The organism is Variovorax sp. OV329, from assembly GCF_900114785.1.
Lineage (GTDB): Bacteria > Pseudomonadota > Gammaproteobacteria > Burkholderiales > Burkholderiaceae_C > Variovorax.
In genome coordinates this window covers 38,858-54,833 of the sequence record NZ_FOUG01000024.1, presented here as the reverse complement: position 1 = coordinate 54,833, position 15,976 = coordinate 38,858, and the positions used below count along the sequence as shown (strand labels likewise).

At 65.4% G+C, this 15,976-nt stretch carries 15 protein-coding genes; 8 read left to right on the top strand and 7 right to left on the bottom strand.

Annotated features, from left to right (window positions below; genetic code table 11):
• The first annotated feature begins 125 nt into the window (after positions 1-125).
• Positions 126-1,115, top strand: a complete 990-nt coding sequence (locus BM345_RS27040; RefSeq protein ID WP_368086506.1) for an AraC family transcriptional regulator — start codon at positions 126-128, stop codon at positions 1,113-1,115.
• 19 nt (positions 1,116-1,134) lie between these two features.
• Here BM345_RS27040 and BM345_RS27035 read toward each other — a convergent pair whose 3' ends face one another.
• The 3 genes from BM345_RS27035 to BM345_RS27025 are packed head-to-tail and all read right to left on the bottom strand — an operon-like array spanning position 1,135 to position 4,091.
• Complete coding sequence (locus BM345_RS27035; RefSeq protein WP_093386206.1) at positions 1,135-2,196, bottom strand: beta-keto acid cleavage family enzyme; 1,062 nt, start codon at positions 2,194-2,196, stop codon at positions 1,135-1,137.
• A gap of 52 nt (positions 2,197-2,248) precedes the next feature.
• Entirely contained in the window at positions 2,249-3,091 is an 843-nt protein-coding gene (locus tag BM345_RS27030; protein WP_093386257.1) for a TauD/TfdA dioxygenase family protein, read from the bottom strand.
• Between the two features lie 31 nt (positions 3,092-3,122).
• Positions 3,123-4,091 (bottom strand): Bug family tripartite tricarboxylate transporter substrate binding protein, encoded by a 969-nt coding sequence (locus BM345_RS27025; protein ID WP_093386203.1) that lies wholly within the window; start codon positions 4,089-4,091, stop codon positions 3,123-3,125.
• 184 nt (positions 4,092-4,275) lie between these two features.
• Between BM345_RS27025 and BM345_RS27020 the strand changes: the two genes are divergently transcribed.
• A complete protein-coding gene (locus tag BM345_RS27020) occupies positions 4,276-5,247 on the top strand; it encodes a quinone oxidoreductase family protein (RefSeq protein WP_093386199.1) in 972 nt (323 codons plus the stop codon).
• A gap of 113 nt (positions 5,248-5,360) precedes the next feature.
• Positions 5,361-6,590, top strand: coding sequence for a porin (locus BM345_RS27015; RefSeq protein WP_093386197.1), 1,230 nt, complete (start codon positions 5,361-5,363; stop codon positions 6,588-6,590).
• Between the two features lie 302 nt (positions 6,591-6,892).
• Here the strand turns inward: BM345_RS27015 and BM345_RS27010 are convergent, their stop codons facing one another.
• Together BM345_RS27010 and BM345_RS27005 are read right to left on the bottom strand one after the other, a co-directional pair.
• A complete protein-coding gene (locus BM345_RS27010; protein WP_093386194.1) occupies positions 6,893-7,534 on the bottom strand; it encodes a CoA transferase subunit B in 642 nt (213 codons plus the stop codon).
• A gap of 1 nt (position 7,535) precedes the next feature.
• Positions 7,536-8,339, bottom strand: coding sequence for a CoA transferase subunit A (locus BM345_RS27005; RefSeq protein ID WP_093386193.1), 804 nt, complete (start codon positions 8,337-8,339; stop codon positions 7,536-7,538).
• 93 nt (positions 8,340-8,432) lie between these two features.
• On the opposite strand from BM345_RS27005, the gene BM345_RS27000 reads away from it, so the two are divergent.
• Together BM345_RS27000 and BM345_RS26995 are read left to right on the top strand one after the other, a co-directional pair.
• Complete coding sequence (locus BM345_RS27000; RefSeq protein ID WP_093386254.1) at positions 8,433-8,993, top strand: LuxR C-terminal-related transcriptional regulator; 561 nt, start codon at positions 8,433-8,435, stop codon at positions 8,991-8,993.
• Positions 8,994-9,045: 52 nt separating this feature from the next.
• Positions 9,046-9,570, top strand: a complete 525-nt coding sequence (locus BM345_RS26995) for a GNAT family N-acetyltransferase (RefSeq protein WP_093386190.1) — start codon at positions 9,046-9,048, stop codon at positions 9,568-9,570.
• A gap of 16 nt (positions 9,571-9,586) precedes the next feature.
• On the opposite strand, the gene BM345_RS26990 is transcribed toward BM345_RS26995, so the two are convergent.
• A complete protein-coding gene (locus BM345_RS26990) occupies positions 9,587-10,483 on the bottom strand; it encodes a LysR family transcriptional regulator (RefSeq protein ID WP_093386188.1) in 897 nt (298 codons plus the stop codon).
• Between the two features lie 142 nt (positions 10,484-10,625).
• Between BM345_RS26990 and BM345_RS26985 the strand changes: the two genes are divergently transcribed.
• Positions 10,626-11,642 carry a Bug family tripartite tricarboxylate transporter substrate binding protein gene (locus tag BM345_RS26985; protein ID WP_093386185.1) on the top strand — a complete coding sequence of 339 codons (1,017 nt, stop codon included), beginning with the start codon at positions 10,626-10,628 and terminating at the stop codon, positions 11,640-11,642.
• A gap of 40 nt (positions 11,643-11,682) precedes the next feature.
• Complete coding sequence (locus BM345_RS26980) at positions 11,683-13,623, top strand: acyl-CoA synthetase (RefSeq protein WP_093386182.1); 1,941 nt, start codon at positions 11,683-11,685, stop codon at positions 13,621-13,623.
• A gap of 9 nt (positions 13,624-13,632) precedes the next feature.
• Here the strand turns inward: BM345_RS26980 and BM345_RS26975 are convergent, their stop codons facing one another.
• Positions 13,633-14,109, bottom strand: coding sequence for an Lrp/AsnC family transcriptional regulator (locus BM345_RS26975; RefSeq protein ID WP_175545164.1), 477 nt, complete (start codon positions 14,107-14,109; stop codon positions 13,633-13,635).
• Between the two features lie 85 nt (positions 14,110-14,194).
• On the opposite strand from BM345_RS26975, the gene ilvB reads away from it, so the two are divergent.
• Complete coding sequence (gene ilvB / locus BM345_RS26970; protein WP_093386249.1) at positions 14,195-15,973, top strand: biosynthetic-type acetolactate synthase large subunit; 1,779 nt, start codon at positions 14,195-14,197, stop codon at positions 15,971-15,973.
• Positions 15,974-15,976: the final 3 nt, after the last annotated feature.

Below are 15,976 nucleotides of genomic sequence, written 5' to 3'. Positions count from 1 at the left end.
CCGTCAACCAGGCGCTTGCGCACCAGCTGTGATCGGCTTGGGCATGCGACCCTACCTCCAGGACTCACGACTCGGCAGAATGACGGTCCATGAGGCACATTGCGCGGCTGATACGAAGCGCCAGCTTGAACGGATACGTCGAGTTGGTGACTTCACTGGGTCGAAGTCCCCATGCATTCCTGCGCACCGTGGGGCTCAAGGCGGAGTTCCTCAAGGACCCGGAGATGCTGATCCCCAGAGATGCAGCCCGCGAGCTCCTGGAGATTACGGCCCGCGCCACGCAAACGGAGGATTTCGCGCTGCGTCTTGCGTCACAACGCAAGCTCTCCTCGCTCGGACCTATCAGCCTCGTCTTGAAAGAGGAGACGACACCCAGGGATGGCCTGGACACGCTGTGTCGGTATCTCAAGCTCGTCAATGCCTCGCTGATGATTCGTGTCGAAGATGCCGGCAGCGTTGTCGTCATTCGGGAAGACCTGCTCCCGAGCCCCGGGCTGCAAATGCGACAGTCCGTCGAGTTGGCGGTCGGCACCATGTTCCAGATACTCGGCGAACTGATCGGGGAAGACTGGCAACCGATGGAAGTCTGCTTCACACATCGTCCGCCAAAGGATCTCTCCCCCTATCGGGCGTTCTTCAGGCGAAGCGCCAAGTTCAATCAGGAATTCAATGGCCTGGTGTGCAGGGCGAGTGACTTGTCCAAGCCGCGGAAGTCGGTGGACCACGTGGCGGCCGGGTTTGCCCGGAAGTATCTGGAGGCCGCTCTAGGCAGTCGCACTGAAAGCGCGCAAGAAGCCTGCCGCCAGCTCATCCTGGCGCTGCTTCCGGGAGGCGCTTGCACGGCGGCAGAGGTTGCAAGGCACTTGCGAGTCGATCGCCGCACCCTGCATCGTCGACTGGAAGCGGAAGGTCTCACCTTCATCGGCTTGCTCGATCACGTGCGCGCTGAATTGGCGACGCAACATTTGCAGGGAAGTGACCTGCGCCTGGCCGAGATTGGCGAGTTGCTGGGCTTTTCAAGCCAGAGCAGCTTCAGCCATTGGTTCCAGAAGTCGTTCGGCTGCAGCGCCTCGCAGTGGAGCAAGAAGGCGCTCAAGGCGGATATTTCTACCTGAGCGCCGCAGTCCTCTTTCCCTACATGCATTCCTGCTTGCGCAGGAATCCCTGGTGCGCGCCCTTGCGGTTCGGCGCGAAGCCGTTCTTCTCGAGTGTCTCTTCCACCGTCTTGTAGAAGACGCCGATCTGCATGATCTCCCGCGCCTGCTGCGCCGTTGCGATGGGGCGGCCCAGTTCGCCGGAGATCCGCACCAGCTGCCTGATCTGTTCCACCGAGCTCATCTTGCCCGTGCGCGTGGGGTTCCAGAGCACGTCTTCGGTGCCGCAGCGCACATGCAGGCCCAGCGCGATTCCGATGGTGTTGATGGGCAGCACGTTGAGCACCGAGCTTTCCACCGTCACCACCGCGCCGTCGGGCACGGCGCGCAGCATATGGGCAAGGTTGTAGATGCTCGCCTGGTCCATGCCGCCGCTGATGGCCACCCAGTTCATCACCAGGGGGCCCTTGTAGACGCCGCGGCGGATCAGACGCTCGATCGTCTCGTAGCTGCTCATGTTGTAGACCTGGAACTCGCTCTGGATCCCGGCGGCCGTCAGACGACGGATGTGCTCCTCGTACCAGCTGGGGTTGGAGGGGACGACCATGTCCTTGTAGGTCGAGTACAGGTTCGGGAAGCCGCGCGAGACGCCGCGGAAGTCATCGACGCCGGCGTGCTCCGTCACGTTCATCTGCGAGGTGTTGACGGTCACCGTCACCTGGTCGGGCGTCGGCTTGAGTTCGGCCAGCATGTGCCGCGTGTCGTCGCTCAACCATTTGGCCGGCTGTCCTTCTTCAGGCGCGAAGCTGATGGAGCCGCCCACCTGGATGATCATCTCCGGCACCCGCTCTCGCACGCCGGCAATCAGCTCGTTGAACCGCGACAGGCGCTTGCTGCCCTTGCCGTCTTCTTCCCGCACATGCAGGTGCAGCACCCGGGCGCCGGCTTCATAGCAATCCACGGCCTTCTGGATCTGGTCCTCCATGGTGACCGGAATGTCTTCCGGAAAATCGGAGGGAATCCAGCCCGGCGCATAAGGTGCGGCCGTGATGATCAAAGGCTGTTGGTTCTCGGGATAAAGATGGCCGTCAAGGAAGTTCATGATGATTGCCCAAGGGGTTGCGTTGCAAGATGAAAAATGAGAAGACGGATGCTCAGTACGGAGCGTCTCCGAGGATGGCGGCGCGCTCCATCTTGCGAGGTGCCGGCCAGTAGTCGTTCACTGCATAGTGCTGTGTGCTTCGGTTGTCCCAGACAGCCACATCTCCGGGCTGCCAGGACCAGCGCACCTGGTACTCGGGAATACTGGCGCGGCTCAGCAGGTAGTTCAGCAGAAGCGATGCGCCCGGCGTCTTGTCGATCCCATGGCGGATGTTCTCGGGCGTGTTGTGATTGACGAAGTGCGTCGTGAAGCTGCCGACGAACAGGACCTTTTCGCCAGTTTCCGGATGCGTGCGGACGACGGGGTGCTCTGCTGGCGGGTTCTCCCGATCCAGCTTTTGCCGCTGCTCCTGCGACATCACGGCGCCGAACGACGGCTCGATGCTCGACTTGGCACGCAGGTTCTGGATCTTCTTCCTGATGTCTTCGGGAAGCTCTTCATGCGCCTGCACCATGTTGACCCAGATGGTGTCGCCACCGACCTCCGGGCATTCGATGCAGCGCAAGACGGCCCCCATCGGCGGCTTGGGTCGCCATAGACCGTCGGAGTGATACACGTTCTCGTAGCTGTGTCTGCTTTCACTGCGATAGATGAGACCCAGTCCGGGGTACTGAGGATCGCTGTCGAGGACCGGGTGATCTTCGAGATCGCCGAAGCATCGAGCGAATGCGACGTGGTCGCCACGCGTGATCTCCTGACTGCGAAAGAAGAGCACCTTGTGCCTGAGCAAGGCGGACTTGATCGATGCGAAGAGTTCGGGCGAGCGTGCCGCCTCGCCGAGGTGGACTTCTGAAACTTGCGCGCCGATGCTGGGCGTGATTTGTCTGATCTTCATCACCGTCTCCATGGGAAATGCATGACGTCGCTCAGTTGGGCTGGATGTCGAACTTCTTGACGATGGCGGCGTAGCGTTTGGACAGAGCCTTGTTTTCTGCGAGCAGGGCGGGCGTATCGATGCTCACGTCCGGCTCCAGGCCGATGTCACTCAGCTTCTGCTGCACCGAAGGTGTTTGCGCCGCCTTCTTGATGCTCGCCTGGAGCTTCGCCAGTACGTCAGGCGGCAGCTTGCTCGAGCCATAGAAGCAGATCTGTCCCTGGAACTGCAGCTCCGGGTAGCCGAGTTCGGGCATGGTGGGCACGTCGGGGAGATACCGGGACCTCTTCGTGCCGGAGACGGCGTAGGCCCGCAGCATTGCGCTCTTGATCAGCGGCAATGAAGTCACCATGCCGTCGAACATGATGTCCACCTGGCCACCGATGACGTCTTGAAGTGCGGGAGGCGATCCGGGATAGCCAACGTGCTGCATGCCGAGATCGGCCTGACTGCTGAGGATCAAGCCGGAATAGTGAGACACGGTACCCGTGCCATAGCTCGCGAAGCTGGACTTGCCCTTGCGCGTCTGCAGATGGGCAACGAGGCTCTGGAAGTCCTTGGCCGGGTAGTTCGAGCCCGTCACCAGCACGTAGCTCGAGAAGGCCACTCTTGCGACCGTCGTGATGTCCTTCAGAGGGTCGTAAGGGACCTTCATCACCAGCGGCGACTCCACCAGCAGATTGCTCGCGCCCACTGCAATCGTGTTGCCGTCGGCCTCTGACTTCAGCATGGCGCTCAGCCCGATGGACCCGCTCGCACCTGCGCGGTTCTCCACGATGACCGGTCGGCCCAAGTCCAAGGACATCTGCTGCCCGACGACACGCGCCGCGATGTCCATCGTCCCCCCCGGCGGGGCCGGGACGATCAGCTTGAGAGGCTTCTCGCCCATTGCCCATGCGCTGAGAGCGAGCGAGCAGCTCACCAGAAGCAGCGCGGAGCGTACAAGTCGCTGAAGTTTCATGTTTGTCTCCTATGTCCATGCGAAGTCGAGGTCACCAGCGCTTGCAGTATCTGCCGGCCCGGCCCGGTGAACTTGTCCAAGTGAGACACGAACTTGATGAAGTGGGACAGAGCTGACGACGAGCTTTCAGTCTCCAGGTTGCGCCGCAAGAATCGCGTCCCAACCGCAATCACAGGAGACTCAGATGACCAAGGCCATTCGCGTTTACGAAACAGGCGGCGCAGACGTCATGAAACTGCAAGACGTCGAGGTCGGGGAACCCGGGCCCGGCGAGGCACGCATACGTCACAGCTACATAGCGGTCAACTTTGCCGACATCTACTTCCGCATTGGCCGCTATCCGCTCGAGTTGCCCAACGGTCTGGGCACCGATGCGGTAGGTGTGGTCGAGGCCATCGGCCCTGGCGTGACGGACATCAATGTGGGCGACCGCGTGGGTTATCTGGTGGGCCCGCAAGGCGCCTATTCACAAGCTCGCGTGATGCCCGCCAATGTGTTGATCCCCCTGCCGGACGGCGTCACGGATCGCACGGCGGCGTCACTCGTCATGAAAGGCATGACGACCCAGTACCTGTTCCGCCAGGTCTACCCGCTCAAGGGCGGCGAGACGATCCTCTACCACGCCGCGGCCGGTGGCGTCGGTCTCATCGCCTGCCAGTGGGCGCGCGCCATCGGCGTGACCATGATCGGCACCGTCAGCACCGACGAGAAGGCCGAAATCGCGAAGGCAAATGGTTGCGCCCACACCATCGTGACCTCCCGCGAGGACATTGCCAGGCGCGTGCGCGAGATCACAGACGGAAAGGGCGTTCCGGTCGTCTACGACTCCGTTGGCAAGGAAACGCTCGAGGCTTCACTCGACAGCTTGCAGGTTCGCGGAACGATGGTGAGCAACGGCACAGCCTCGGGCCCGGTGATCTTCGACACCGGGCGGCTGGCGACAAAAGGGTCCATCTGGTTCACCCGTCCGGCCATGAGGCATTACATCGAACCACGCTCTCACATGCTCGACATGGCCAGAGAGCTGTTCGACCATGTACTCGCCGGACGGATTGTCAGCGAGCCGAGGCAAAGCTTTGCCTTGGCCGATGCAGCCGAGGCACACCGGGCGCTCGAGGGACGCCGGACGATTGGCTCGACCGTTCTTGTTCCTTGACCTGCCTCCCCTTACGCAAGCGAGTCGACCAGAACCTCAGGCGCACGGCAAGCGACTCGCTGTGACGTGCCAGCACTCGCTCTCACATCGTCTCCTCAACAGAAGTAATAGCCATGAACAAAGGCGTGCTCGCCATGACCGTCCTCGCCGCCAGCGGCGCCGCGTCGGCGCAATCCTCCGTCATCGTGTTCGGCGTGGTGGACGCCACGGTCAGTCACTACTCGAACAGGTCTGAGACACCGCTTGGTGTGGCAGTCACCACCAGCAGCACGGGGCAGAACAGCGGAGGCTATGCCAGCAGTCGCCTTGGGTTTCGGGGCACGGAGGATCTCGGTGGGGGCGCTTCAGCGGGCTTTTGGCTCGAAGCGGGATTGCTCAACGACTCCGGCGCCGGCCTGGGCGCCGGCGGAGGGCTTGCCTTCAACCGTCGCTCGACAGTCAGCCTGTCGGGCGCGTTGGGCGAAATTCGCCTGGGCAGGGACTACACGCCCACTTTCTGGAACGACGCCGTGGCCGATCCATTTACTTCCAACGGCGTGGGCATCAACCTGATCGCCACTGCGAGCGGCTTCAACTCCCCGGGCCAGGTGGCGAACGGTTTTCAAGGCAACCCCAACTACCTACGCGCTTCCAACTCGGTGGGCTATTTCCTGCCGTCCAACCTCGGAGGCTTCTACGGACAAGTCATGTACGCGTTCAATGAAGCGAACAAGTACGACCCAGGTACGCTGACACCGAATGTTCCGAACAGCCAGCGAGCCGGGCGCTACGTCGGCGGTCGCTTCGGCTACACCAGTGGGCCGTTGGATGTCGCTGCGGCCATGGGCCGAAGCACCATCGGAGACCAGTTCTTCGCGGGCGCGACGAGTGTCCTCGACATCTGGAACGTAGCGGTCACCTACAACTTCGATGTCGTCAAGCTGTTCGCCGAATACTCGAACAACAAGACGAAAACCTTCTTCTCCGGCACCCCGCCCCTGCCCAACTCACTCGGCTTTACCAGCCCCGGTGCGAATGGCGCATTGGTAGGCGCAACCGTGCCGGTCGGACCCGGCTTGATTCGCCTCGTCTACACCCAGGTGAAGTACAACAAAGTCGCCGCGTTGAGCCAGGTCATTCCCGGCCTGGCACCGGACCCGAAGTCGGAAAAGTACGCCGTGGGCTACGTGCACAACCTGTCGAAGCGCACCGCCCTCTACGGCACCGTCGCGCGAATCAACAACACGAATGGTGCCGACCTGACGGTGGGGGGTCCGGCCTTCTACACCAAGGCCGTCAATGGCTCGGTGCCGGTCCCGAGCTCGTCAGCCGGATACGACGTCGGGATCCGGCACGTGTTCTGACGGCTTTCCCATACCTTCCGGATCTGGCGCCGGGTGGCCGGACAACGAAGGACCGCTTGTGGGCCGCATCCTGCCGTATGGCGAATGGGTGTGCACGCGCTTCGGCATGGTGCTCCTTTGCGGTCACTCGTCAAGTTGGAGAGCAGACATCATCCCGATCGCGCCGCACACTAGCTTGGCTGTCTGCGATAAAGCGCAATACGTTCGACGCAAGAGGTGGACTGAAAGACGAGGCGGGCCGCAGAAAGCAAACGGGCCGGCATGAGCCGGCCCGCTGGGCAAATGCAAAGCGCAGCTTCGCATCACTCCACCAGCTTCACCCCCGTCTTCGCCTGCAGCTCGTCGAAGCTGACGCCGTCGGCCAGCTCCACCACCTTCAGCCCCTTGGGCGTCACGTCCATCACGGCCAGGTCGGTGATGATGCGGTCGACCACGCCCACGCCGGTCAGCGGCAGGGTGCACTCGGGCAGGATCTTCATGTCGGTGGTGCCGTCCTTCTTGCGCGCCACGTGCTCCATGAGCACGATCACGCGCGGCACGCCGGCCACCAGGTCCATGGCGCCGCCCATGCCCTTGACCATCTTGCCGGGGATCATCCAGTTGGCCAGGTCGCCCTTCTCGCTGACCTGCATGGCGCCCAGGATCGACAGGTTGATCTTGCCGCCGCGGATCATCGCGAAGCTGTCGTGGCTGCCGAAGATGGCGCTTCCCGGCAGCGTGGTCACGGTCTGCTTGCCGGCGTTGATGAGGTCGGCGTCGACCTCGTCCTCGGTCGGGAAGGGGCCGATGCCCAGCATGCCGTTCTCGCTCTGCAGCCAGACTTCCTTGTTGGAAGGCACGAAGTTGGCCACCAGCGTGGGGATGCCGATGCCGAGGTTCACATAGAAGCCGTCTTCCAGCTCCTGCGCCGCGCGTGCGGCCATCTGGTCTTGGGTCCAGGCCATCTCAGGCTCCTTTGGTGTTCTTGACGGGGGCAGGCACTTCGCTGCCGGCAGCGGCTTGCGCGATGACGGCCTGCGCCTCGACCTTGGCGGCGACGACATCGGTGGGCGCAGCGGCGCTGATGGTGCGCTTCTCGATGCGCTTCTCGGGATTGCTGTTGACCACGATGCGGTGCACGTAGATGCCCGGCAGGTGGATGTCGTCGGGGGCCAGTTCGCCCACCTCGACCAGCTTCTCCACCTCGACGATGCAGATCTTGCCAGCCATGGCGGCGGCCGGGTTGAAGTTGCGCGCCGTCAGGCGGAAGCGCAGGTTGCCCGAGCGGTCGGCCACGTCGGCCTTGACCAGCGCCACGTCGGGCACCAGCGAGCGCTCCATGACGTAGGTCTGGCCATCGAACTCGCGCAGCTCCTTGCCCTCGGCCACCTGGGTGCCCACGCCGGTCTTGGTGAAGAAGGCCGGGATGCCGGCCCCGCCGGCGCGCAGCTTCTCGGCCAGCGTGCCCTGGGGCGTGAACTCGAGCTCGAGTTCGCCGGCCAGGTACTGGCGCTCGAACTCCTTGTTCTCGCCCACGTAGCTGGCGATCATCTTCTTGATCTGGCGTGTCTCCAGCAGCTTGCCGAGGCCGAAGCCATCGACGCCGGCGTTGTTGGAGATGCAGGTCAGGTTCTTGACGCCGCTTTCCTTGAGCGCCTCGATCAGGGCCTCAGGAATGCCGCACAGGCCGAAGCCACCGACGGCAAGTGTCTGGCCGTCGGCCACCACGCCCTTGAGCGCAGCGTCGGCGGAGGGAAAAAGCTTGTTCACGCGTGCTCCTCTCGATGGATGAAGGAATCTGGGAAGGATTGGACGATACTACGTATTCGCATACGTAGTAATTCGTAATGGTGAGACCCGATGCTGCAGCAGATCGATTACAGGCTGGCCTTCGAACATGCGCCGGTGGGGATGGTCGTTTCGCGCAACCGCGCCATCGTCGCATGCAACGAGGAGTTGTGCGAGATGTTCGGCTCGCCGGCCGAGGCGCTGGTGGGGCAATCCTTCAGCGTGCTTTACCCCAGCGTTGCCGAGTTCGAGCGCATCGGCAAGCGCATGGAGCCCATCCTCAACGCCAGCGGCCACTACGCCGACAACCGGATGATGAAGCGCGTGGGCGGCGGCAACGCGGGTGAATCCTTCTGGTGCCACGTCACCGGCCGCGCCATGAACCGGGAGGCCCCGCACGAGGCCGGCATCTGGACCTTCGAGGACCTGGGCGCCCGCCGCCTGACGGGCAAGGAGCAGCTCACGCCGCGCGAGCGCGAAGTGGCGGCGCAGGTGATGCGCGGCCTCACGTCGAAGGAGATCGGCAAGGCCCTGGCCATCAGCCACCGCACGGTGGAGATCCACCGCGCGCGGCTGATGCGCAAGTACGCGGCGGCGACGACGGCGGAGCTGGTGCAGAAGCTGATCGCGGGTTGAAGTTCGCTCTTCCTGAGCGGTTACGATCCTTCCAAAAAAGGGAGGACAGGCAATGGGCGATTCGATCGTCATCCGCAGCGCCGAACCGGCGGACGCGGAACGCATTTCTGAATTGATGGGCAGTAGCGGCGTCTTCGAACAGTTGCTTCAGATGCCAGACGTGCCAGTGGCTTCGCGCATTGAGACGCTGAGGGTCACGGATGCGCAAATCTGCCGCCTGGTCGCCCTCGATGGCGACCGAGTCGTCGCTCATGCGGGACTGCACAAGACGCAGAACAGTATTCGAAGGCAGCACGTGCGCGGCCTGGGCATCGCGATCGCCTCGTCGCATCAAGGCCAAGGGTTGGGCCGCGCGTTGATGGAGCGCCTGCTGCGCTGGGCCGACGGATGGGGCGCGGTGCTTCGAATCGAGCTCACGGTCAATGCCGACAACGAACGGGCGATCGCGCTCTACTCGCGCCTGGGCTTCATGCACGAAGGCCGGCATCTCGCATACGCCTTGCGCAACGGCCAATACGTCGACGCCATCGCGATGGCCCGGATGCATCCGTGTCCGCCGATGCTGCCCGCGTGGTGAAGCTCGACACCGACCACTAGGCGGGCGCCGCCCTCGCCCGCGCCAGCACGTGCTCGATGAAGGTCGCCGTCGCCCGCGTGTGATGCCGGTTGGGCATGTACAGCATGAACATGCGGTCACCGAAGATGCTCAGGCGCCAGTCGTCCAGCACGGTGACGGCGTCGCCGCAGGCCACGTCGTCGGCCATCACGTAGTCGGGCACGATGCCCACGCCGATGCCGGCCAGCACCGCCTGGCGCAAAAAGTTGAAGTTCTCCGAGGTCAGCGTGGGCTCCAGCATCAGCACCTGGCGCTGCTCGTCGCGGTAGGCCGAGAGGCGCAACTGCCGGCTGACCACGCCGGAGGTCAAGAGCGGCATGCTGCGCAGGTCTTCCACCTGCGTCGGCATGGCGTGCTGGTCCGCAAAGGCACGCGAGGCGCAGGCGACGTATCGCACCGGCCCCATCTCGCGCGCCACCAGGTGCGGCGGCGGCTCGGACATGATGCGGATGGCGATGTCCACCTCGTCGCTCAGCAGGTCTTCCACCCGGTTCTCGAACATCACGTCCAGCACGATGCCGGGATAGCGCAGCTTGAACTCGATGAGCCAGGGTGCCAGCACCACCTGCCCGTAGCCGCTGGGCGCGTTCAGGCGCACCCTCCCCTGCAGGGTCTGGCCCAGGGCGGTGACCGACTCGCGCGCGGCGGCCAGCTCGTTCTGGATGCCCAGGCCATGCTGGTACAGGCGCAGGCCGGCCTCGGTGGGCTCCAGGCGGCGGGTGGTGCGGCGCACCAGTTGCAGGCCCACGGCACGCTCCAGCTGGCCCAGGTGGTAGCTGACGTTGGCCCGGGTCATCTTCAGGCGGCGCGCGGCTTCGCTGAGGTTGCCGGCGTCGATGATGTCGACCAGGAGGGTGAGTGCGCCGGGCTCCACGGACTGCGGGGTGTCAAATAGTTTTTGACAGTCTGTCAACCAGCCTTCTGATTGTCAAGAAGGCCCGCCGAATCAAGAATTCAGGCTGGCGCCGCAACGGACGCCCCGATCCGCCGTCACATACAAATTTCAGGAGACTCGTTTGCAAGCTGCCACCGTCCGCCGCCGCGATTTTCTGGGCCTCGCCCTCGCCTCGACCGCTGTCGCCGCCGCCACGCGCGACGCGCATGCGCAGGGCGCCAACGCCGCCGGCTTTCCCAGCAAGCCGATCACGATGGTCGTGCCCTTCCCCGCCGGCGGCGCGACCGACGGCGCGGCGCGCCTGATCGCCGACAAGCTGCGCGTCCAGCTGGGCCAGCCGGTGCTGGTGGACAACAAGCCCGGCGCCTCGGGCATCCTGGGCACCGACTTCGTCGCCCGGGCACCGGCCGACGGGCACACGGTGGTGTTCTCGCTGAGCACCTCGCTGCTGATCAACCAGTTCCTCTACAAGAAGCTGCCCTACAACCCGCAGAAGGACCTCGCGCTGGTCAGCCATGTGGTGAACGCGCCCATCGCGCTGCTGGTGCATCCCAGCCTGCCGGCCAGCAACGCCGTCGAGCTGGCGAAGTACATCAGCGCCAACAAGGGCAAGATCTCCTACGGTTCGTGGGGCGTGGGCTCGGCCGGCCACCTCTCGCTGGCCGAGATGAGCCAGAAGTTCGGCGCCGACATGACGCACGTGGCCTACAAGGGCGAGGCGCCGATGCTGCAGGACCTGGTCGGCGGCCAGATCCAGATGGCCTTTGCCAGCACGCTGCAGGCCAAGACCTTCGCCGAGGCAGGCAAGCTGAAGATCGTGGGCGTCACCGGCGAGAAGCGCAGCGGCGCCCTGCCCAATTCGCCTACCCTGCTGGAGCAGGGCTGGAAGGACGACATTTTCCGCATCACCGGCTGGGCCGCCGTGGCCGCGCCCGCCGCCACGCCCAAGCCGGTCATCGACAAGCTGGCCGAGGAGATCCGCAAGGCCTGCGAATTGCCGGAGGTGCGCACGCGCATGCTCGCGCTGCTGGGCAGCGAACCCACCGCCTACGGGCCCGAGCAGTTCGCCGCCCTCTATGCACGCGAGCTGCCGGTGTGGCAACGTGTGGTGAAAGACACCGGCGCCAGCCTCGACTGAGCCGCCGTTCCTCGTCGCCCGCCTCGTCCAGGAGACCGCCATGACCGCTGCCGCCCACGACGGCTTCGCCGCGCCTTTCGCAGCCGCCTTTCCCATCCGCAGCATCGAGGACGTGCAGCGGCTGGAGCGCACGCCCATCGCAGAGGCGCTGCCGGTGGCCAGCACCTACGAGATCTTCCGCAACTCGGCGCGGGCCTTCGGCGACAAGACCGCGCTGACTTTCCTGCGCACCGGCAAGCCCGAGGACGAACCGATCCGCTGGAGCTACGCGAAGCTGCTCCAGGGCATCCACCAGACCGCGAACCTGCTGCACCGCCTGGGCGTGCAGCCCAGCGACGCGGTGGCGGTGCTGCTGCCCGGCTGCCTGGACTACCACCTGGCCCTTTGGGGCGGCGAGGCAGCCGCTATCGTGCAGCCGCTCAATCCGCTGCTCACCGACGAGAAGCTCGTCTCGCTGATGCGCACCGCCGGGGCGCGCGTGCTGATCGCCTACGGATCGGACGAGGAATCGGGCATGTGGTCCAAGGCCCTGCGCATCCGCGGCGACGTGCCCACGCTCAAGTACCTGCTGCGCGTGGCGCCGCATGACGAGGCCACGCCGCCCGTCGACCTGCCCGCCGGCGTGCTGGACTTCAATGCCGAGCGCGCGGGCGAAGCCGACGACCGCCTGGTGAGCGGCCGGCGCATCCAGCCCACCGACATCGCCGCCTACTTCCACACCGGTGGCACCACCGGCGCGCCCAAGCTCGCGCGCCACAGCCACGGGGCGCAGGTCTTCACCGCCTGGGCCAGCACGCAGCTGCAGGCCATCGGGCCGACGGACCTGGGCATCAACGGCTATCCGCTCTTCCACGTCGCAGGCGTGCTGCCGGCGGCGCTCACCTCGCTGTCTGCCGGTGCCGAGACGGTCATCCCAACGCCCTCGCTGATGCGCAACCGCGAGGTGCTGGCCAACTACTGGCGCCTGGTGCAGGCGTATCGAGCCACCTCCGTTTCCGCCGTGCCCACGGTGCTGGCAGCACTGTGCACCGTCCCGCTGGACGGCGCCGACATCTCCTCGGTGCGCTTCTGCCGCACCGGCGCATCGGTGCTCTCGCCCGAGCTGGCGGCGCGCTTCGAGCGGCTCTTCGGCGTCCACGTGCACGAAAGCCTGGGCATGACCGAGATGGCCGGCATCTCCACCATCACGCCGCCGGGCGTGGTGGGGCCGGCCGGCTGCGTGGGCTTCCGGCTGCCCTATTCGCAACTGCGCATCGTGGCGCTGGACGCCAGCGGCAAGCCCTCGCAGCGCGAGATGCCGCGTGGCGAAGCCGGCATGGTGCTGTTCAAGTCGCCCAACCTGTTCTCGGGCTACCTGAATCCCAAGGACAACGAGGGCGCCTTCACCGAGGACGGCTGGCTCATCACCGGCGACCTGGGCTTCATCGACGCCGACGAGCGCCTGAACCTGAGCGGCCGCGCCAAGGACCTGATCATCCGCAGCGGCCACAACATCGACCCCAAGACCATCGAGGACGCGCTCTCGGCCCATCCCGCCGTGCAGATCTGCGCAGCGGTGGGCGCGCCCGATGCCTATGCCGGCGAGCTGCCGGTGGCCTATGTGAGCCTGCTGCCCGGCGTCTCGGTGGATGAAGGCGAACTGCTGGACTTCGCTGCTCGCGGCGTGGACGAGGCGCCCGCGCGGCCCAAGTCGGTGGTGATCCTCGACAAGATCCCGATGACCAACGTCGGCAAGGTCTACAAGCCCGAACTGCGGCTCATGGCCGCGCAGGCCGTGGTGCAGGCGCTGGTCGCGAAGGTGGCCGGCGAGATGAAGCTCGGCGAGGCGCTGGCGCCGCAGGTGCGCGCCAGCGAGCCCGAGGGCGTGGTGGTGCGCATCGATGCCACCTCGCTGGGCGGCGAGCGCGCCGATGCGCTGCACAAGGCGCTGCAGGCGGCCATCGAGCCGCTGCCGCTCAAGGTCGCGATCCGACGCGACTGAAGATTGCCGCTAGATCAGCGGCGTGTCCGACTTCTTCAGCGTGCGCAGCACGAAGCTGGACTTGCTGTGCCGGATGCCGGGGATCTTGTAGAGCTTCTCGCGCAAGAGGCGCTCGTAGTCGCGCGTGTCCTTCACCGCGATGCGGATCAGGTAGTCGTAGTCGCCGGAGATGAGGTGCGCCTCCAGCACCTCGGGAATGGTCTGCAGCACGCGGCCGAATTCGTAGAGCGTCTCGTCGCTGTGGCTTTCCAGGTTGACCTGCACGATCACGCTGTTCTGGAAGCCCAGCCGCTCCAGGTCCACCTTGACGGTGTAGCCCTCGATGACGCCCGCGCTCTCCAGCTGCTTGATGCGGTTCCAGCAGGCGGTGGAGGACAGGCCGACCTGCTGGCCGATCTCCTGCAAGCTGCGGCGTGAATCCTTGAGCAGCTCGCGCAGCAGCGCCAGGTCGATCGAATCGTAATTGTTTTCCTTCGTTTTGGCCATTTACGGAATATTCTTCAAGTCAGAGGCACCACGATTGGAAGATTATGAAGCACTTTCCGTGCTTCATTGAATACGATCCTTGGCCATGACTTCCGCCCTGGCCCCTACGCAAGCTTCGAATCCCCATCCCGCCACGACGCCAGCCACCGGCGCGAGCGCCCTGCTCGAAGCCCTCATCGAACAGGGCGTGGACACGGTCTTCGGCTACCCCGGCGGCGCGGTGCTGCCTCTGTACGACGCGCTGCACGCGCAGCCACGCATCCGCCACGTGCTGGTGCGCCACGAGCAGGCCGCGGTCCATGCGGCCGAGGGCTACGCGCGCTCCACCGGCCGCGTGGGCGTGGTCTTCGTCACTTCGGGGCCGGGCGTGGCCAACACCATCTCGGGGTTGCTCGATGCGATGAGCGACTCGATCCCGGTGCTGTGCGTCAGCGGCCAGGTGGCGCGCGCCGCCATCGGCACCGACGCCTTCCAGGAATGCGACGCAATGGGCATCTCGCGCCCGGTGACCAAGTGGAACGTGCAGGTGCGCCGTGCGGCCGGGGTCGCGGACGTCACCCGGCGCGCCCTGCGCGTGGCCACCGAAGGCCGGCCGGGGCCGGTGTTGATCGACCTGCCCAAGGACGTGCAGAAGGAGGAAGTGCTTGCGCAGGCCGCCCCTGGGCCGGCCGCGCCCTGCGCGAAAGCCGCGCCGGCGCTGCCGCCTCCCAAGCGCCTGCGGGAAGCGGCCGCGTTGATGCGCGAATCGCAAAGGCCGGTGCTCTATGGAGGCGGCGGGCTCGTCAACGCCGGAGAAAGGGCCTGCGAGCTTTTCGGAAAACTGGCAGAGCAGTTGCACAGCCCCTGCACCCTCACGCTGATGGGCCTGGGCGCCTTTCCCGCATCGCATCCGCTGTACCTGGGCATGCTGGGCATGCACGGCACGCTGGAGGCCAACCTGGCCATGCACCACAGCGACCTGGTGGTGTGCGTGGGTGCGCGCTTCGACGACCGCGTCACCGCGCGGCTGCAGGATTTCTGCCCGCAGGCGAAGGTGATCCACCTGGACATCGACCCGACTTCCATCAACAAGGTGGTGAAGGCCGACCTGCCCTTCACCGGCAACGCCACCGAACTGCTGGAAGCCCTGCTGCAGGCGTTGCCCGATGAGAATGAGGCGGTGACCCGCCAGCGCACCCACGACTGGTGGCAACGCATCGGGACATGGCGGGACCAGCGCTCGCTGTCCTTCACGCCGCGCGAGGACGTGATCCTTCCGCAGCAGCTCATGAGCGCCATCGCGCGGCAGGTCGAGGGCCAGGACGCCATCGTCGCCACCGACGTGGGCCAGCACCAGATGTGGGCCGCGCAGCACCTGAAGTTCGAGCGGCCACGCCGCTGGCTCACCTCGGGCGGCGCGGGCACCATGGGCTACGGGCTGCCGGCGGCCATCGGCGCACAGGTCGCGCATCCGGACAGGCTGGTGCTGTGCGTGAGCGGCGACGCCTCGGTGCTGATGAACATCCAGGAGCTGTCGACCGCGGCGCAGCATCGCTGCCCGGTGAAGCTGATCATCTCCAACAACGGCTGCATGGGCATGGTGCGCCAGTGGCAGCAGCTGCACCACGGCGGCCGCTACAGCCACAGCTACACCGAGGCCCTGCCCGACTTCGTGGCGCTGGCGCGGGCCTTCGGCTGGTCAGCCGGGCGGGTCGAGCACCCGGGCGAGCTGGACGGCGCGCTGGACGCCTGCCTGTCCTCGCCCGGCCCCTTCGTGCTCGACGTGGCGGTGCTGCCGCAGGAGAACTGCTTCCCGATGATCCCGGCCGGCTGCGGCCATCACCAGATCATGCTGTCGGAAAGCCGCTGGGCCGCGGCGGATTGAAGA